Below are 18,288 nucleotides of genomic sequence, written 5' to 3'. Positions count from 1 at the left end.
AAAATCTCCTAGGTTCGAATCAAGTGGCCGCTGGCCGCGAGTAACTTTCCATCCAGTAAAGCACCTTGCTCGCCGAGTGATAAACGACCTTCGGCAAACCAGCGTACAGCCAACGGGAAAATCAGGTGTTCCTGGGTATGAACTCGCTGCGCCAGACTCTGCGGCGAATCGTGCAACTCTACCGGTATTACTGCCTGTACGACCAGTGGCCCGCCATCGAGTTCCTCGGTGACGAAATGCACGGAGCAGCCGTGCTCGGTGTCGCCGGCTTCCAGTGCGCGCTGATGAGTGTGTAACCCTTTGTATTTTGGTAGCAGCGAGGGGTGGATGTTGAGCAGGCGACCCGCGTAGTGGCGCACGAAGTCAGCGCTGAGAATGCGCATGAAACCGGCCAGTACCACGAGTTTGGGGTTGAACGCGTCGATCTGTTCGATCAGCGCGGCATCGAAGGCCTCGCGGCCTTCGAACGCCTTGTGATCCAGGGTGCGGGTGTCGATACCTGCGTCCCTGGCGCGTTGCAGGCCGTAGGCGTCGGCGCGGTTGGAAATCACCGCAGCGATGCGGGCCGGGCTGTCGCCGGTCCGCGTGCTGTCGATCAAGGCCTGCAAGTTACTGCCGGTGCCGGACAACAGCACCACCACATCACAGGTCTGGGACATCCGCTCTTGCATCAGTGTGCCTTGAGGTTCTTTAGTTCAACCTGAGCCGCGCCTTCGGCAGCGGTGGAGATCTGACCGATGACCCAAGGCTGCTCGCCGGCTTCGCGCAGGACGTTCAGGGCGGTTTCGACGTGCTCTTGAGCAACGCAGATGACCATGCCCACGCCGCAGTTCAGCACGCGGTGCATTTCGTTTTCGTCAACGTTGCCTTTCTCTTGCAGCCAGTCGAACACGGCAGGACGGGTCCAGCTCGCGACGTCAACCACGGCTTGTGCGCCTTTTGGCAGAACGCGCGGGATGTTGTCCAGCAGGCCACCACCGGTGATGTGGGCCATGGCTTTGACCGCGCCGGTTTCCTTGATCAGCTTGAGCAGCGGCTTCACGTAGATACGGGTCGGGGCCATCAGCAGGTCGGTCAGCGGTTTGCCGTCGAGCTGGATGTTTTCGATGTCGGCACCGGACACTTCGATGATCTTGCGGATCAGCGAGTAGCCGTTGGAGTGCGGGCCGGAAGACGGCAGGGCGAGCAGGGCATCGCCGGCAGCGACTTTGGAACCGTCGATGATTTCGGATTTTTCCACGACGCCGACGCAGAAGCCGGCCAGGTCGTAGTCTTCGCCTTCGTACATGCCAGGCATTTCAGCGGTTTCGCCGCCAACCAGGGAGCAGCCGGACAATTCACAGCCAGCGCCAATGCCGGTCACGACCTGGGTCGCGGTTTCGACGTTGAGTTTGCCGGTGGCATAGTAGTCGAGGAAGAACAGCGGCTCGGCACCGCAGACCACCAGGTCGTTCACGCACATGGCAACCAGGTCGATGCCGATGCTGTCGTGCTTGTTCAGGTTCAGCGCCAGACGCAGCTTGGTGCCGACGCCGTCGGTGCCGGAAACCAGCACGGGCTGCTTGTAGCCGGCCGGGATTTCGCAGAGGGCGCCGAAACCGCCCAGGCCGCCCATGACTTCCGGGCGCGCAGTGCGCTTGGCGACGCTCTTGATGCGTTCGACCAATGCTTCACCGGCGTCGATGTCTACACCGGCGTCCTTGTAGCTCAGGGAGGGTTGCTTGCTCATGATCCAGGCCTTTAGGGGGGATTCAGGGGTAACGACCGAGTCCAGTGGGACCACCGAAACTGACGAAGGCGATTGCCATCCGCGAATTTCAGGGTGCCCGGCTGTTGCCGGTCTGCGAAGGCGCGCGATTTTATCAGGCTTGAGGGGCAGCGGCCATCCTCAGGCCGACGGCAGGGGCATATCAGCTTAAAAAAACCTTCATTACCCGTGTTGGCTGCATCCTTCATGGCTGTATAAGGTATCGCTATTAACCGTCTATCGTTAGCACAGTGCAAAAACTTACCAGGGTCAGGTGAATGTTTTGCTTGGGGGCGTGGTCACAGCCTTGCTCAATCCGGTTCACGCGGCCTGTTCCAGCCGCTCTTGTCGTCAGGAATCCTCCATGCGTTTTTTTTCTAGATTTTTGTTTGCGGGCTGTATGTCATTGGTCAGCCTGGCGAGTCATGCCGAAACCGTCAAAAATCTGTATCAGGTGCGTCAGCCTGTCAGTGGTCAAACCCCGGAAGTGCGTGATCAAGCGACCCAGCAAGCGCTGGATACGTTGGTGTTGCGTCTGACCGGCGATCCCAAGGCTGCGCAAAACCCGGGGTTGGCGGCACTGCGCAAGGACCCGCAGCAAATCATCAGTCAGTACGGCTTTGACGCTGGTCCGCCGGAAGTGCTGAAGGTCGATTTCGACCCGGCCACCACCGAGCAAGCGTTGCGCCGTGCCGGGCTGTCGTTGTGGGGGGCGAACCGGCCTTCGATCCTCGGCTGGTGGTTGAACGATTCCACCGAGGGTTCGAGCCTCGTCGGTGATGGCCAGGCCAGTGCTGCACCGCTGCGCCGAGCAGCGCAACACCGTGGTTTGCCGCTGCGCCTGCCGCTGGCAGATCTGAGTGAGCAGATCGTCGCCACGGCACCGAATCTGGAAGGTACGGACGCGACGCCACTGCGCGGGGCATCGGAGCGTTACAACGCTGACGCCTTGCTCGCGGTGCATGCTCGTGAAGAGGGCGGCCAGTGGCAGGCCAAGTGGCAGTTGTGGCTGGGCGACAAGAAGGAGGCGGGCAGTGTTCAGGGTGCGGATCAGGCTGCTGTAGCCGATGCAGTGATGCTGGCGGTCAGTCAACGGTTGGCGCCTCGGTTTGTGGTCAAGCCAGGTGCTTCGGGCGAACAATTGCTCGAAGTGCAGAGCATGAACCTGGAGCGCTATGCCGCACTTGGGCGCTTGCTGGAGCCGTTTGGTGCGCGCCTGCAAAGTGTCGACGGCGACCGGATTCTCTACCGGGTCAATGGCAGCGCCGAACAGTTGAAGGCGCAATTGTCGCTGGCCAAATTGCAGGAAGTTCCAGCGGGTGAAGCGCCTGCACCCGTCGCACCGGTTCAGCCGGCCGAGGGTTCGGCACCAGTAGTAGCGCCCGCTCCGGCACCTGTGCCGCAGCTGCGATTCCGTTGGTAACGGTTTTCTTTCTTTATATAGATGCATAGGGAGTTGTAAATGGCCGATACGCGGCGTTGGTTCTGGTTGGGTGGGGTGATCCTGCTCTGCGTGTTTGTCTGGTTGTTGCATCCGATTCTGACCCCGTTCCTGATCGCGTTGCTGCTGGCCTATCTGTTCGACCCGCTGGTGGATCGGCTGGAGAAGGCTGGCCTGTCTCGGACCTGGGGCGTGGTGGCGGTGTTTGCGCTGTTCACCCTGATCTTCACGACCTTGCTGCTGGTGTTGATACCGATGCTCGCCAAGCAGTTGTTTCGTTTGTACGAACTGACGCCGCAGATGCTCGACTGGTTGCAGCACACCGCGCTGCCGTGGGCGCAATCGAAATTTGGTCTGTCGGATAATTTCTGGAAGTTCGACAAGCTCAAGGCTGCGATCAGTGAGCATATGGGTCAAACCACTGACATTGTCGGTGTGGTGCTGAGTCAGGCAACGGCCTCCGGCCTCGCATTGATTGGCTTGCTGGCGAATCTGGTGCTGATCCCGGTGGTGGTCTTCTATTTGCTGCGGGACTGGGACCTGATGATGGCCAAGATCCGCAGCCTCCTGCCCCGTGATCGCGAAGAGCGTGTTATGACCCTGGCAGGTGAATGCCATGAAGTGCTGGGTGCATTCGTGCGCGGCCAGTTGCTGGTCATGGTGGCATTGGGCGTGATCTACGCGGCCGGCCTGATGTTGGTCGGGCTGGAGTTAGGGCTGTTGATCGGGTTGATTGCCGGTCTGGCGGCGATCGTGCCGTACATGGGGTTCGTTATCGGGATCGGTGCGGCCTTGATTGCCGGGCTGTTCCAGTTCGGCGGCGATCTGTATCCCATGTTCGGTATCGTCGCGGTGTTCATGGTGGGGCAGGCGCTGGAAGGCATGGTGCTGACGCCATTGCTGGTGGGGGACAAGATCGGTCTACACCCGGTGGCGGTGATCTTCGCGATTCTGGCAGGGGGCGAGCTGTTCGGATTTACCGGTGTGCTGCTGGCACTGCCGGTGGCGGCGGTGATCATGGTGCTGGTGCGCCATATGCATGATTTGTATAAAGATTCGGGTATGTACAGCGGTGTTGATGAGCCCGAGATTTAAGAGGGCCTGATCAAGCATCGCGGGCAGCCTGGTTCCATGCCAGGCTGACCCGGATCCCTCGTGCGGCTGTCACATGCGCCGCCAAAGAAACTGTCATAAAACCAGGGTGTTAACGCAAACCTTTGATTTTGCTTGTGGTCTGTCGCATTGTGCGACCCGCCTCACGGGTATAAACTTCGCAAACTTTACACAGAGGCCACTAACGGTTCCTTTGGAACTGTTCAGTCAGCATGAAACCGATTCAGCTGCCCCTAGGTGTGCGTCTGCGTGATGACGCTACCTTTATCAATTACTATCCAGGCGCCAATGCCGCTGCACTCGGCTATGTCGAGCGGCTATGCGAAGCCGACGCCGGCTGGACCGAAAGCCTGATTTATCTCTGGGGCAAGGACGGGGTAGGGCGTACGCACTTGTTGCAGGCGGCCTGCCTGCGCTTCGAGCAACTGGGGGAGCCGGCGGTGTATTTGCCGTTGGCCGAACTGCTTGATCGCGGCATCGCCATCCTCGACAACCTCGAACAGTACGAACTGGTCTGCCTGGATGATTTGCAGGCGGTGGCTGGTCGGGCGGATTGGGAAGAGGCGCTGTTCCATCTATTCAACCGTCTGCGTGACAGCGGTCGACGCCTGCTGATCGCCGCGTCGACATCCCCGCGTGAACTGCCGGTGAAACTGGCGGACCTCAAATCCCGTCTGACGTTGGCGTTGATCTTTCAGATGCGTCCGCTCTCCGACGAAGACAAATTGCGTGCCTTGCAACTGCGCGCATCTCGTCGCGGTCTGCACCTGACCGATGAAGTCGGGCATTTTATTTTGACCCGCGGTACGCGCAGCATGAGTGCACTTTTCGAGCTGCTTGAGCGTCTCGATCAGGCCTCCCTCCAAGCTCAGCGCAAGCTGACAATTCCCTTTCTGAAAGAAACGCTTGGCTGGTAACAAAAGCCTGGTAAAGCCAAGGCCCTAGCGGGTTTCGGCATATTTCAGGCGTCAAGAAATCCGCTTTCCTACAGGGTTGCAGGCTGCGCGAACGTCTAAAACGGGCTTAAGCGCTTAGATGTAAACGAGAAACCGATAAGTCACATCAAGATCGATTGAATTTGCAAATGAGGTTGATAGCGGGCATAGTCTCGCCTTCTTTACAACTATCAGCCACGGTCGTGCCCATGCTAAATCGCTTTGCACCCCTCGTGCCCCTCGCACTCGTCACCCTGTTGTTCGGTTGCGCTGCTCACTCTCCAGTGTCCCAGCAAGAGCAACAACAGCAGGTTAAAAATTCTGCTACCGACCAATCTTCCGTTCTTTATCAGCAAGCGCTTGAGCAGGAAGAAGCGGCCACCGAAAAAGAACTGGCAGACTTCGCCGGCGGCAAGTCGTACCAGCTTCCGGTTCTGGCTGACAGCATCCTCGAACGGGGCATGTCCCTGATTGGTACCCGTTACCGTTTCGGTGGCACCTCCGAAGCTGGCTTTGATTGCAGCGGCTTCATCGGTTACCTGTTTCGTGAAGAAGCCGGCCTGAGCCTGCCACGCTCCACTCGCGAAATGATCAACGTCGACGCTCCGCTGGTTTCTCGCAGCAAACTGGAGCCGGGCGACTTGCTGTTTTTCGCCACCAATGGCCGTCGCGGCCGCGTCAGTCACGCCGGGATCTACCTGGGTGACAACCAGTTCATCCATTCCAGCAGCCGCCGCAGCGGTGGTGTCCGGATCGATAGCCTGGGCGACAGCTACTGGAGCAAAACCTTCATCGAAGCAAAGCGCGCACTCGCGATGGCACCGACTGCGGCCCCGACAATCGTCACGGCGCGCAAGTAAGCGGACTTTTTGTAAGGTTAACTTAAAGTCTTACTTGAAGTTTGCCACGTAGCAGCTAGAATCCTGATCTATTATTGATGGCAAACCGCCTGCGTCCTGCGCAGGCGGTTTTCTTTTCTGCGCCCCCTGCAGAAAAAGCCGCAGCCAGATCAGGATGCTCTGCCTATGTCGACGTCGGCCCGCCTCGCAATCATGTTCTTCGCAGCGCTGCTCAGCGCCTGCGCCAGCCGTACACCGCCACCTGCACCGGTGGTTCGCGCGCCCATTGTTTTCGGTTCCTCCCAAGCATTCTCCCCTGAGGCAGAAGACGTCTTGTTTCGCGCGCTCGGCCTGGTGGGCACGCCGTATCGCTGGGGTGGCAACACGCCGGATTCGGGTTTCGATTGCAGCGGGCTGATCGGTTATGTCTACCGTGACGTCGCCGGCATTTCTCTGCCGCGTACCACGCGCGAGATGATCAGCATGCAGGCGGCCAGTGTGGGCAAGGAAGGCCTGCAAACCGGTGACCTGATCTTCTTCGCCACCAATGGCGGTTCTCAGGTCAGTCACGCCGGGATCTACGTCGGCGAAGGTCGCTTCGTCCATGCACCGGCCACCGGCGGCACGGTGAAGCTCGACAGCTTGTCCAAAGCTTACTGGCAGAAAGCCTATCTGAGTGCCAAGCGCGTCTTGCAACCTGAGCACTTGGCACGCAACCCCTAAATGGCAGAGGTTGTCATGACCGCTCGCACACTCAATCTCGACGATTCCCTGTATCAATACCTGCTGGACGTTTCCCTGCGCGAAACGCCGCTGCTCAAGCGTTTGCGTGACGAAACCCAGGCGCTGCCCATGGCTCGCTGGCAGGTGGCGCCCGAGCAAGGTCAGTTCCTCGCGCTATTGGTGAAACTCACCGGCGCCAAGCGTCTGCTGGAAGTGGGCACCTTTACCGGTTACAGCGCCTTGTGCATGGCGGCTGCATTGCCGGATGACGGTTCGCTGATCTGCTGTGACATACCCGGTGACTACAACGCCACCGCGCGCCTTTACTGGCAGGAAGCGGGGCTTGCCGAGCGGATCGATCTGCGTCTGGCACCCGCGCTGGAAACCCTGGCTCAGCTGGATCAACAAGAGCCATTCGACCTGATCTTCATCGATGCCGACAAAGCCAACTACCCACGCTATCTGGAGCACGCATTACGTCTGCTGCGCGTCGGCGGTCTGGCGGTGTTCGATAACACGCTGTGGAGCGGCCGGGTGCTTGAGGAGAATCCCGAGAGCGAAGACACCCGAGCCATCCAGGCGCTCAATCGCGCCTTGAAGGATGACTCGCGTGTGGACCTGTCGCTGTTGCCGTTGGGCGATGGATTAACCTTGTGCCGCAAAAGGTAGGCGACTATTGAAAAAGATCGCAGCCTTCGGCAGCTCCTACAGTGGATGGTGTACACCCTGTAGGAGCTGCCGAAGGCTGCGATCTTTTGACGTTTACTTGGCCGCCGACACGCGCCACACCTTGTTGCCCACGTCATCCGCCACCAACAAATCACCCTGCTGGTCAATCACCACGCCTACCGGACGGCCCATGGCTTTTTCCTCGTCATTGAGGAAACCGGTGAGTACATCAATCGGCTGCCCGGTCGGTTTCCCTGCGCTGAACGGTACGAAAATCACTTTGTAGCCACTGTGCGGTTTACGGTTCCATGAGCCGTGCTGGCCGACGAATGCCCCTTCCTTGAATTGCGCCGGCAGTCTGTTGCCTTCAGCAAACGTCAGGCCCAACGAGGCGGTATGCGGGCCGACCGCGTAGTCCGGAGCGATGGCCTTGGCCACCAGGTCGGGGTTTTGCGGCTCGACGCGGATGTCGACGTGCTGACCGTAATAACTGTAAGGCCAGCCGTAGAACCCGCCGTCCTTCACTGAAGTGATGTAGTCCGGCACCAGATCGCTACCGATTTCGTCGCGCTCGTTGACTGCCGTCCACAGTGCGCCGCTCTGAGGTTCCCAGGCCAGACCGTTTGGATTACGAATCCCCGAGGCGAAGATTCGATGGTTGCCGGTGGCGCGATCCACTTCCCAGATCGCCGCGCGACCTTCTTCCTTGTCCATGCCGTTTTCGGCCACGTTGCTGTTGGAACCCACCGTGACGTACAGCTTGCTGCCGTCCTTGCTGGCGATGACGTTTTTGGTCCAGTGGTGATTCAGCGTACCGCCCGGCAGGTCGATCACCTTCATAGGCTGCGACTTGATCGCCGTCTCGCCGTTTTCATAGTGGAAGCGCAGCAAGCGGTCTGTGTCGGCGACGTACAGGTCATTGCCGACCAGGGTCATACCGAAGGGCGAGTTGAGGTTTTCCAGGAACACCGTGCGGGTTTCGGCGATGCCGTCGTGGTCCTTGTCCCGCAGCAGCGTGATGCGGTTTGGGCTCGGTACGCCGGCGCCGGCACGGCCCATGACTTTGCCCATGACCCAGCCCCGAATACCTTTGCCGTCATCGGGTTTGGGTGGTGCGTTGGTTTCGGCCACCAGCACATCGCCGTTAGGCAACACGTAAAGCCAGCGCGGGTGATCGAGGCCTTCGGCAAAAGCCGCCACCTGAGTCCCTGTCGCGGCGATAGGCTTCGCGCCGTCCGGCCAGCCAATCGCCGGGGCGATGTTCACCGTCGGGATCAGGGTTTTGTTCGGTTCTGGTAGCTTGGGTGACGGGCCGGTGCCGTCGGAGACTTGCAGTCTGGAGGTTTCACCGCAGGCGGCAAGCCCTCCGGCGAGCACGATGACGAGAACGAGCGGGGGCTTGCGCATGCTGATCTTCCCTATGAATGCATTGACCTAATCAATAGAGAAGCGCAGGTGCGCGATGGTTCAACCGCTCAGCCGCGGGCTTCTTTGAACAGCACGGCAATGCCGGGGTGATAGTTGCCGGCTTCGTTGCGCAACTTGCGATAGGCATAGGGGAAGTACCAGGCCACCGCGCAGGTGTGTTCCTTTTGCAGATCGTCGACCATGTCCTGGAGTTCTTCCGGGGTGGCGCTTTGTTGGGCTTTTTGCGGCGCAACGAACAGGCAGCCGAGTTTCAGGTCGCTGGCGTAGCTGATGCGTTTGGCATCGCTGGTGATGTCCTGCAATGCTTGAGTCAGGTTCAGGCTGTTGACGCGTGGCCAGCGCTGGGTCGCTTGAAGGTAAGCGCGTTCTTCGCTGGTCGCGATAAACAGATCGGCGCGGCCATTGCGTTCGCCTTCTTCGGTCTGCTTACGGGTCGGTGTTTGTTGCAGCGTGACCATTTCCGCCATCCAGGCCGCGGCGGAAAGCAGGCTCAGGTTGGCTTTTTCGTCGAACCAGTAAGGCGTGTCGTTATCGCCGCGCACGGCGTTGTAGCGGTCGATACAGTCAAACCAGCGTTCCAGCACCGGGCGCAGGAATTCCAGCTTCGGATTGCTGATGATCATGCCTTGCATGTGGCTCACCCTTGTTATTGTGTTGTGAGATTGTGGCTCTTTGATATCACTGCTGAGAGTGTGGCACAAGATTGGCGTCAGATAATTGATCGACGGCAGTTATTCGCTCGCAGGCCGCCCGTCTTCAATTGACGCTCCATCCCCAACCCTCTAACCTTCGCGGCTTGTTTCAGGTGCTCTGTGACCTTGGTCGACAGAGTGAAACAGGGAAGCCGGTGAGTGACTCTCTTCAAGCGACGAAGAGCCATGATCCCGGCGCTGCCCCCGCAACGGTAAATGAGTGAAGGCTGCGCCTTGAGCCACTGTGTTGATATCAACATGGGAAGGCGCGCAGTCAGGCAAAAAATGCCGCTCATGAGCCCGGAGACCGGCCTGATCCATCCAGCGGCATCACGGTGGGCGATGCCAGGCTTTTTGCCGTCTATTCTTGTGCCTGCCCGCCGTTATCCAGCCTCAACGGAGAGCTCCCCCATGACTGATACCCCCGATCGTGACGAACGTCATCTGGCGCGCATGCTGCGCAAAAAAGCCGTGATCGATGAACGCATCGCCAACTCCCCGAATGAATGCGGCCTGCTGCTGGTGCTGACCGGCAACGGCAAAGGCAAAAGCAGCTCGGCCTTCGGCATGCTCGCCCGGTCCATGGGCCACGGCATGCAGTGTGGCGTGGTGCAGTTCATTAAAGGGCGCAGCAGCACCGGCGAAGAACTGTTCTTCCGGCGCTTTCCGGAACAGGTGCGTTTTCATGTGATGGGCGAGGGCTTCACCTGGGAAACCCAGGATCGTCAGCGCGACATCGCCGCCGCTGAAGCCGCGTGGGCGGTGTCCCGCGAATTGCTGCGTGATCCGTCGATCGGCCTGGTGGTGCTGGATGAATTGAACATTGCGCTCAAGCACGGTTATCTGGATCTCGATCAAGTGCTCAGCGACTTGCAGGCCCGTCCGCCGATGCAGCACGTGGTGGTCACCGGTCGCGGCGCCAAGCCGGAGATGATCGAACTGGCCGACACCGTCACCGAAATGGGTGTGATCAAGCACGCGTTCCAGGCCGGGATCAAAGCGCAAAAAGGCGTCGAATTGTGAGTCAGCCACGTCATTGCCCGGCGGTATTGATTGCCGCGCCGGCCTCCGGTCAGGGCAAGACCACCGTCACCGCTGCGCTGGCCCGTTTGCATCGCAATCAAGGGCGCAAGGTTCGCGTGTTCAAATGCGGCCCGGATTTTCTCGACCCGATGATTCTCGAGCGCGCCAGCGGTGCGCGGGTGTATCAACTGGACATGTGGATGGTCGGGGAGCAGGAAAGTCGTCGACTGTTGTGGGAAGCCGCCGGCGAAGCGGATCTGATCCTCATCGAAGGCGTCATGGGACTGTTCGACGGTACGCCGTCCAGCGCTGATCTGGCGCGACACTTCGGTGTGCCGGTGCTCGGTGTGATCGACGGCACTGCCATGGCCCAGACCTTTGGCGCACTGGCCCTGGGGCTGGCGCGTTATCAGCCGGACTTGCCGTTTGCTGGCGTGTTGGCCAATCGTGTGGGCACGTTGCGACACGCGCAATTGCTCGAAGGCAGCCTGACTGAAGGCTTGCGCTGGTACGGCGCCTTGTCCCGGGAAACCGGGATCGAATTGCCGAGTCGCCATTTGGGTCTGGTTCAGGCCAGTGAGTTGAACGATCTCGATCAGCGCCTCGATGCGGCGGCCGATGCACTGGCCAGCAGCTGCGAGGTCGCGCTGCCACCGGCGGTGGAATTCGCCGCTCCCGATGTGATCGCTGCGGAACTGTTGCTGGCCGGCGTGCGTATCGCCGTGGCCCGTGACGAAGCGTTTGCCTTCACCTACGGTGCAAGCCTGGATTTGCTGCGAGCCATGGGCGCCGAGTTGTCGTTTTTCTCGCCGATCCGTGACACGCAATTGCCGGAGGCAGACAGCCTCTATCTGCCGGGCGGTTATCCCGAATTGCACCATGTGGCGCTCTCACAGAACACCACGATGCTGGCCGCAATCCGCGCTCACCATGCGGCGGGGAAACCGTTGTTGGCCGAGTGCGGCGGCATGCTGTATCTGCTCGACTCTCTGACGGATGTCGAAGGTACCCGCGCTGAACTGGTCGGCTTGCTGGCCGGTGATGCGGTGATGCAAAAGCGTCTGGCCGCGTTGGCGTTGCAGGCGGTCGAGTTGCCGGAAGGTTCATTGCGCGGGCACACCTATCACCACTCGCTGACCAGTACCGAGCTTGAGCCCATCGCTCGTGGCCTGAGCCCTAACGGTGGGCGTGGGGCGGAAGCGGTTTATCGTGAGGGGCGGATGACGGCTTCTTATGTGCATTTCTATTTTCCGTCCAATCCCACCGCTGTAGCCGCATTGTTTGCGCCTGACTTTGAAGCCGCCATCGCGAGCAAGTCGAATCGTCGCACCGTCGCTCCCACAGGGGACCGCGTTTCTTCAGGCAGCACACCTTCCAATGTGGGAGCGAGCCTGCTCGCGAAGAGGCCATGACTGACAACGCCTTTTCCGAAGCTGAGCGCGCGGCGGTCTACCGAGCCATCGGCGAACGCCGCGACATGCGTCATTTCAGCGGCGGCACCGTCGAGCCCGAGTTACTGCGGCGCCTGCTCGAAGCTGCGCATCAGGCGCCGAGTGTCGGCCTGATGCAGCCTTGGCGGTTCATCCGCATCAGCGATCGAGCCTTGCGCGGCAAGATCCAGTTACTGGTGGAAGAAGAACGCATCCGCACCGCCGAAGCCCTCGGCGAGCGCACCGACGAATTCATGAAGCTGAAAGTCGAAGGCATCAACGATTGCGCCGAGGTGCTGGTCGCTGCGCTGATGGACGATCGAGAGCGCCACATTTTCGGCCGTCGCACGATGCCGGAAATGGACATGGCCTCGTTGTCCTGCGCGATCCAGAACCTCTGGCTGGCCTCCCGCGCTGAAGGATTGGGCATGGGCTGGGTCTCGCTGTTCGAGCCGCAAGCGCTGGCGGACTTGCTGGGGTTGCCCGCCGGAGCCAAGCCGTTGGCCGTTCTTTGTCTCGGCCCGGTCAAGGAATTCTATCCGGCGCCGATGCTGGTACTCGAAGGCTGGGCGCAGGCGCGTCCGCTCAGTGAGCTGCTGTATGAAAATTATTGGGGAGTGAGTCAATGAGTGTGGCGTTGTTGAGTGTCGCCGCGGTTGCGCTGGATGCGCTGCTGGGTGAACCCAAACGCTGGCATCCGCTGGTGGCGTTCGGCCGTTTTGCCGACCGCATCGAGCAACGTTTCAATGGTGAAGGTCGTGGCTGGCGCAGCCATGGCGTCACTGCCTGGGTCATCGCGGTGTTGCCGCTGACCCTGCTGGCCACGGCGTTTTCCTGGGCGCCCTATGTCGGCTGGATCGTCGAGATTCTCGTGCTCTATTGCGCCCTCGGCATGCGCAGCCTTGGTGAACACGTCGAGCCGGTGGCCAAGGCGCTGCGCAGCGATGATCTGGACGAGGCGCGCAAACGGGTCAGTTATCTGGTCAGTCGCCAGACCAGCGAACTGGATAAAACCGAAGTCGCCCGCGCCGCCACCGAATCCGTATTGGAGAACGGTAGCGATGCGGTATTCGCTGCGCTGTTCTGGTTTGCTGTGGCCGGCGCGCCTGGCGTGGTGCTCTACCGTTTGAGCAACACGCTGGATGCGATGTGGGGTTACCGCAATGAACGCTTCGAGCGTTTCGGCTGGGCCGCGGCAAAGATCGACGACGTCCTCAACTATATTCCTGCACGCCTGGTGGCATTGACCTACGCGCTGCTGGGCAAAACCCGACTGGCGCTGAAATGCTGGCGCACCCAGGGTCCGACCTGGGACAGCCCGAATGCCGGTCCGGTGATGGCGGCCGGTGCCGGAGCGCTCGGTGTCGAGTTGGGCGGGGCGGCGATTTATCACGGCGAACTGCATCAGCGTCCGCCGTTAGGCGAAGGCGAACCGGCGGACGCCGACTCCATCGACCGCGGCTGGCAATTGGTGCAGCGCGGGGTATGGTTATGGTTGCTGATTCTCTGCGTGGGGGCTGAATTTTATGCTTGAGCACGGTGGTCGGTTACGCAAGGCGGCGCTCGATTACGGCATCGCCGAAACCGATTGGCTCGACCTGTCCAGCGGCCTCGCGCCCTGGCCGTTTCCGGTTCCGGAAATTCCGTTGCGGGCTTGGGCGCGTTTGCCGGAAACCGATGACGGTCTGGAGCAGGCGGCCTGTGATTATTACGGCGCCGCTCAGGTTCTGCCGGTGGCCGGCTCGCAAATGGCGATCCAGTTGCTGCCGCGTTTGCGCCGGGCCGGCAAGGTCGGCGTGCTCTCGCCGAGTTACGCCGAACACGCTGAAGCGTGGCGCCGTAATGGCTACATCGTGCGTGAAGTGCTGGAGCAGGAAGTCGACTTCTTTCTCGACAGCCTCGACGTGCTGGTGGTGGTCAACCCGAACAATCCTACCGGCCTGAGCCTGACACCAAGTCGGCTGCTCGACTGGCATTCGCGGCTGGCCCAGCGTGGTGGCTGGCTGGTGGTGGACGAGGCGTTCATGGACAACACACCGCAGCTGAGCCTGGCACCTTTTGCCAATCAGGTCGGGTTGATCGTGCTGCGTTCTTTCGGAAAGTTTTTCGGCCTGGCCGGTGTGCGGCTGGGTTTCGTGCTGGCCGAGCGCAAGTTGCTCAAGTTGCTGGCCGAGCAAGTGGGACCGTGGGCGGTCAGCGGGCCGACGCGGGTGCTGGGTCAGGCCTGCCTGCTGGATACCGAAGGGCATGCCCGGCAACGGGTTCGCGCTGAAGAGGCCAGCGAGCGTCTGGCGCTGCTGCTTGAACAGCACAGCTTCGAGCCCCAGGGCGGTTGCGCCTTGTTTCAATGGCTGATCACCGACCGCGCCGAAGCCCTGCATGAGTTCATGGCCCGGCGCGGCATTCTGCTGCGGTTGTTCACGAACAACAGCAGCCTGCGTTTCGGCTTGCCCGCCGATGAAGCTGACTGGACACGTCTCGCGCAAGCGTTCGAAGCCTACGCCAAGGAAACCCAATGACTACGTTGATGGTGCAAGGCACCACTTCCGACGCCGGTAAAAGTACGCTGGTGACGGCGTTGTGCCGCTGGGTCAGGCGTCAGGGCGTCAGCGTCGTGCCGTTCAAGCCACAGAACATGGCGCTCAACAGTGCCGTGACCGCCGACGGTGGCGAGATCGGTCGCGCGCAAGCGGTGCAAGCTCAGGCCGCCAACCTTGAGCCGCACACCGACATGAACCCGGTGCTGCTCAAGCCCAACAGCGATACCGGCGCCCAAGTGATCATCCATGGCCGCGCGGTCACGACGATGAACGCCGTTGCGTATCACGACTACAAAGCTATCGCCATGCAAGCGGTGCTGGCCTCCCATGAACGGCTGAGCGCAGCGTATCCAGTGGTCATGGTCGAAGGCGCGGGCTCGCCGGCCGAGATCAATCTGCGTGCCGGTGACATCGCCAACATGGGCTTTGCCGAGGCCGTGGATTGTCCGGTGGTGTTGATCGCCGACATCAATCGCGGCGGGGTTTTTGCGCATCTGGTGGGCACGCTGGAACTGCTGTCGCCCAGCGAGCAGGCGCGAGTCAAAGGCTTCATCATCAACCGGTTTCGCGGCGATATCGCTTTGCTGCAACCGGGGCTGGACTGGCTGGAAGCGCGCACCGGCAAACCGGTAATCGGCGTTCTGCCTTACGTGATGGACCTGCACCTGGAAGCCGAGGATGGCATCGATCAGCGTCAGACCGACAAGGCCGACCAGGTGCTGAAAGTGCTGGTGCCGGTACTGCCGCGCATCAGCAACCACACCGATTTCGATCCGCTGCGCCTGCATCCGCAGGTGGATCTGCAATTCATCGGCCCCGGTCAGGCGATTCCGCCGGCCGACCTGATTATTCTCCCCGGTTCGAAAAGCGTGCGCAGTGACCTCGCGTATCTGCGCGCCAATGGCTGGGACACCGCGATCAGTCGCCATCTGCGTTATGGCGGCAAAGTGCTGGGCATTTGCGGTGGCCTGCAAATGCTCGGCGAGCAGGTACACGATCCGCTGGGCCTCGAAGGCGCACCGGGCTCCAGCGCCGGTTTGGGCTTGTTGGCGTTCGAAACCCAGCTCGAAGAAGAGAAGCAATTGCGCAATGTGCGCGGGCGTCTGGCGCTCGAAGACGCGCCGGTCAGCGGTTACGAAATTCATGCCGGCGTCACCACCGGGCCGGCATTGGAAAACGCCGCGGTGCAGCTGGACGACGGTCGCTGCGACGGTGCGCAAAGTGTGGACGGGCAGATATTCGGCACCTATCTGCATGGGCTGTTTGAATCGCCCGCGGCGTGCAGTGCGCTGTTGCGCTGGGCAGGTTTGCAGGCTGTGCAGGACGTGGATTATCACGCATTGCGTGAGCGCGATATCGAGCGGCTGGCGGATCTGGTGGAGCAGCATCTGGATACCCGACTGTTGCGTGAGCTCTGCGGGTTTTAGGGTGAATTTGATGGCCTCTTCGTCGGAACGCCGCCCGGACCAAGCTCGCTCCCACATTGGAATGCGGTCAACTGTGGGAGCGAGCTTGCTCGCGATGAGGCCCGTCGCCACACCGCCAATTTGAAGGAATGAACCATGCTGCAACTGATCCTCGGCGGCGCCCGATCCGGCAAAAGTCGCCTGGCCGAAAAACTCGCCTCCGACAGCGGTCTGGCGGTGACTTACATCGCCACCAGCCAACCCCTCGACGGTGAAATGAACGAGCGGGTGGCCCATCACCGCGCCCGTCGTCCAGCCGAATGGGCGTTGATCGAAGAACCTGTGGAACTCGCCCGCGTCCTGCGCGAAACCGCCAGTGCCGAACGTTGCCTGCTGGTGGATTGCCTGACCCTGTGGCTGACCAACCTGCTGATGCGCGACGACGCCGAGCGGCTGTCGGCCGAACGTGATGCATTGCTGGACTGCCTGGCGTCGTTGCCGGGTGAAATCATTTTTGTCAGCAACGAGACCGGAATGGGTGTCGTGCCGCTGGGCGAATTGACCCGCCGCTATGTCGATGAAGCCGGTTGGCTGCATCAAACGTTGGCCGAGCGCTGTCAACGCGTCGTCCTGACCGTCGCCGGCCTGCCCCTGACTTTGAAAGGAACTGCGTTATGACTCAATCCTGGTGGCTTAACCCGTGTAAACCGATCGATGCTCAAGCGGTCGAGCAGGCGCAGGCCCGTCAACAGCAGCTGACCAAACCGGCCGGCTCCCTCGGTCGGCTTGAGTCGGTGGCCGTGCAATTGGCCGGGATGCAGGGGCAGGTCAAGCCGAGACTGGATCAGCTGTGGATCGCGATTTTTGCCGGTGACCATGGCGTGGTCGCCGAAGGAGTGTCGGCGTTTCCCCAGGAAGTCACCGGGCAGATGCTGCTCAACTTCGTCAGTGGTGGGGCGGCGATCAGCGTGTTGGCGCGGCAACTCGGGGCCTCCCTGGAAGTCGTCGACCTCGGCACGGTGACGCCGTCGTTGAATTTACCGGGTGTGCGTCACTTGAACATCGGTCCGGGCACGGCGAATTTCGTCGAAGGTTCGGCCATGACGCCGGCTCAAGGCGAACTTGCTTTGCAGGCCGGCCGCGACAGCGTGCAGCGCGCCATCGTGGCGGGTGCGCAGTTGTTTATCGGTGGTGAGATGGGCATTGGCAACACCACCGCGGCCAGCGCGTTGGCCTGTGCCTTGCTCGATTGCCCGGTGGTGCATCTGGCCGGGCCGGGCACGGGTTTGAACGCGGCGGGTGTCAGTCATAAAGCCCAGGTTATCGAGCGCGCTTTGGCATTGCACAGCGCTCAGCGTGGCGATGCGCTGCAAACCCTGTTCAACCTCGGCGGTTTTGAGATCGCGGCACTGGTCGGCGCGTATCTGGCGTGTGCCCAGGAAGGCATCGCGGTGCTGGTGGACGGTTTTATTTGCAGTGTCGCGGCATTGGTCGCGGTGCGCTTGAATCCTGAATGCCGTCAGTGGCTGTTGTTCGGTCATCGCGGCGCCGAGCCGGGCCATCGTCATGTACTGGAAACCCTGAACGCCGAACCGCTGCTGGACCTCGGCCTGCGTCTGGGCGAGGGCAGCGGCGCGGCGTTGGCCGTGCCGTTGCTGCGCTTGGCGTGCGACCTTCATGGGCAGATGGCGACTTTCGCCGAGGCCGCCGTAGCGGATCGTCCGGCATGACCTTGCACCTGGACCTGTTGCGCCACGGTGAAACCGAACTCGGTGGCGGTTTGCGCGGCAGCCTCGACGATGCGTTGACCGAAAAGGGCTGGGCGCAGATGCGCGCGGCGGTGGTCGAGCAGGGGCCTTGGGATCGTTTGGTCAGCTCGCCGTTGCAGCGGTGTGCGCGGTTCGCCGAAGAACTCGGCGCACAGCTGGGTTTGCCGGTGCAATTGGATAAAGACCTGCAAGAGCTGCACTTCGGCGCCTGGGAAGGGCAGAGCGCCGCCGCGCTGATGGACACCGATGCCGAGGCGTTGGGATTGTTCTGGGCCGACCCTTATTCGTTTACGCCGCCTCAGGGTGAGCCGGTGGTGGATTTTGCGACGCGGGTGTTGGCAGCTGTTGAGCGCTTGCAGGCTGCCTACGCCGGCGAGCGGGTGTTGCTGATCAGTCACGGCGGGGTCATGCGCTTGTTGCTGGCTCAGGCGCGGGGATTGCCTCGTGAGCAGTTGCTCAATGTCGAAGTCGGGCATGGCGCGTTGTTTTCGCTGTCGGTCGAATCCGGCGTGTTGTTAAGGGAAGCGAGCTGA

At 61.1% G+C, this 18,288-nt stretch carries 19 protein-coding genes and 1 riboswitch; of the genes, 15 read left to right on the top strand and 4 right to left on the bottom strand.

What is annotated here, in order from left to right; genetic code table 11:
* Positions 1-8: 8 nt before the first annotated feature.
* Positions 9-659, bottom strand: coding sequence for a phosphoribosylglycinamide formyltransferase (purN, locus tag ACIQU2_RS26010; protein ID WP_403145006.1), 651 nt, complete (start codon positions 657-659; stop codon positions 9-11).
* Positions 660-670: 11 nt separating this feature from the next.
* Entirely contained in the window at positions 671-1,729 is a 1,059-nt protein-coding gene (gene purM / locus ACIQU2_RS26005) for a phosphoribosylformylglycinamidine cyclo-ligase (protein WP_008148639.1), read from the bottom strand.
* 382 nt (positions 1,730-2,111) lie between these two features.
* Between purM and ACIQU2_RS26000 the strand changes: the two genes are divergently transcribed.
* From ACIQU2_RS26000 to ACIQU2_RS25975, 6 genes are all read left to right on the top strand, one after another.
* On the top strand, positions 2,112-3,170 hold the full coding sequence (locus tag ACIQU2_RS26000) for a DUF2066 domain-containing protein (RefSeq protein WP_347802789.1): 1,059 nt from the start codon (positions 2,112-2,114) through the stop codon (positions 3,168-3,170).
* A gap of 39 nt (positions 3,171-3,209) precedes the next feature.
* Complete coding sequence (locus ACIQU2_RS25995; RefSeq protein ID WP_347802788.1) at positions 3,210-4,283, top strand: AI-2E family transporter; 1,074 nt, start codon at positions 3,210-3,212, stop codon at positions 4,281-4,283.
* 230 nt (positions 4,284-4,513) lie between these two features.
* Entirely contained in the window at positions 4,514-5,218 is a 705-nt protein-coding gene (gene hda, locus ACIQU2_RS25990; protein ID WP_008148645.1) for a DnaA regulatory inactivator Hda, read from the top strand.
* Between the two features lie 227 nt (positions 5,219-5,445).
* Positions 5,446-6,096 carry an NlpC/P60 family protein gene (locus tag ACIQU2_RS25985; RefSeq protein ID WP_347802787.1) on the top strand — a complete coding sequence of 217 codons (651 nt, stop codon included), beginning with the start codon at positions 5,446-5,448 and terminating at the stop codon, positions 6,094-6,096.
* Positions 6,097-6,261: 165 nt separating this feature from the next.
* Entirely contained in the window at positions 6,262-6,798 is a 537-nt protein-coding gene (locus ACIQU2_RS25980; protein ID WP_123364619.1) for a C40 family peptidase, read from the top strand.
* A gap of 15 nt (positions 6,799-6,813) precedes the next feature.
* Entirely contained in the window at positions 6,814-7,467 is a 654-nt protein-coding gene (locus tag ACIQU2_RS25975) for an O-methyltransferase (protein ID WP_403144999.1), read from the top strand.
* 93 nt (positions 7,468-7,560) lie between these two features.
* Here the strand turns inward: ACIQU2_RS25975 and ACIQU2_RS25970 are convergent, their stop codons facing one another.
* Positions 7,561-8,874 (bottom strand): sorbosone dehydrogenase family protein, encoded by a 1,314-nt coding sequence (locus ACIQU2_RS25970; RefSeq protein WP_347802785.1) that lies wholly within the window; start codon positions 8,872-8,874, stop codon positions 7,561-7,563.
* A gap of 68 nt (positions 8,875-8,942) precedes the next feature.
* On the bottom strand, positions 8,943-9,527 hold the full coding sequence (locus ACIQU2_RS25965; RefSeq protein WP_309678127.1) for a hypothetical protein: 585 nt from the start codon (positions 9,525-9,527) through the stop codon (positions 8,943-8,945).
* Between the two features lie 154 nt (positions 9,528-9,681).
* Positions 9,682-9,918: riboswitch (cobalamin riboswitch) on the top strand.
* Positions 9,919-9,998: 80 nt separating this feature from the next.
* Here ACIQU2_RS25965 and cobO point away from each other — a divergent pair.
* The 9 genes from cobO (at position 9,999) to cobC (ending at position 18,288) form a co-directional block, all read left to right on the top strand.
* Positions 9,999-10,610 carry a cob(I)yrinic acid a,c-diamide adenosyltransferase gene (gene cobO / locus ACIQU2_RS25960; RefSeq protein WP_046048017.1) on the top strand — a complete coding sequence of 204 codons (612 nt, stop codon included), beginning with the start codon at positions 9,999-10,001 and terminating at the stop codon, positions 10,608-10,610.
* Entirely contained in the window at positions 10,607-12,022 is a 1,416-nt protein-coding gene (locus ACIQU2_RS25955) for a cobyrinate a,c-diamide synthase (protein WP_403144993.1), read from the top strand. Before cobO ends, ACIQU2_RS25955 begins: the two co-directional genes overlap by 4 nt.
* Complete coding sequence (gene bluB, locus ACIQU2_RS25950) at positions 12,019-12,669, top strand: 5,6-dimethylbenzimidazole synthase (RefSeq protein ID WP_046048015.1); 651 nt, start codon at positions 12,019-12,021, stop codon at positions 12,667-12,669. The genes ACIQU2_RS25955 and bluB overlap by 4 nt, the downstream gene beginning before the upstream one ends.
* Positions 12,666-13,574, top strand: coding sequence for an adenosylcobinamide-phosphate synthase CbiB (cbiB, locus tag ACIQU2_RS25945; protein ID WP_403144989.1), 909 nt, complete (start codon positions 12,666-12,668; stop codon positions 13,572-13,574). The genes bluB and cbiB overlap by 4 nt, the downstream gene beginning before the upstream one ends.
* Positions 13,567-14,559, top strand: coding sequence for a threonine-phosphate decarboxylase CobD (gene cobD, locus ACIQU2_RS25940; RefSeq protein WP_347802782.1), 993 nt, complete (start codon positions 13,567-13,569; stop codon positions 14,557-14,559). The genes cbiB and cobD overlap by 8 nt, the downstream gene beginning before the upstream one ends.
* Complete coding sequence (locus ACIQU2_RS25935) at positions 14,556-16,007, top strand: cobyric acid synthase (protein WP_403144986.1); 1,452 nt, start codon at positions 14,556-14,558, stop codon at positions 16,005-16,007. Before cobD ends, ACIQU2_RS25935 begins: the two co-directional genes overlap by 4 nt.
* 135 nt (positions 16,008-16,142) lie before the next feature.
* A complete protein-coding gene (gene cobU, locus ACIQU2_RS25930) occupies positions 16,143-16,664 on the top strand; it encodes a bifunctional adenosylcobinamide kinase/adenosylcobinamide-phosphate guanylyltransferase (RefSeq protein ID WP_403144985.1) in 522 nt (173 codons plus the stop codon).
* Entirely contained in the window at positions 16,661-17,716 is a 1,056-nt protein-coding gene (gene cobT / locus ACIQU2_RS25925) for a nicotinate-nucleotide--dimethylbenzimidazole phosphoribosyltransferase (protein WP_403144984.1), read from the top strand. Before cobU ends, cobT begins: the two co-directional genes overlap by 4 nt.
* Positions 17,713-18,288, top strand: a complete 576-nt coding sequence (cobC, locus tag ACIQU2_RS25920) for an alpha-ribazole phosphatase family protein (RefSeq protein ID WP_403144982.1) — start codon at positions 17,713-17,715, stop codon at positions 18,286-18,288. The genes cobT and cobC overlap by 4 nt, the downstream gene beginning before the upstream one ends.

Origin of the sequence: Pseudomonas sp. NPDC098740 (genome assembly GCF_044760065.1) — a bacterium.
GTDB classification, from domain to species: Bacteria; Pseudomonadota; Gammaproteobacteria; order Pseudomonadales; family Pseudomonadaceae; genus Aquipseudomonas; species Aquipseudomonas rossensis.
Note: the sequence above shows the minus strand (reverse complement) of the source record. Positions and strands in the feature narration are given on the sequence as shown.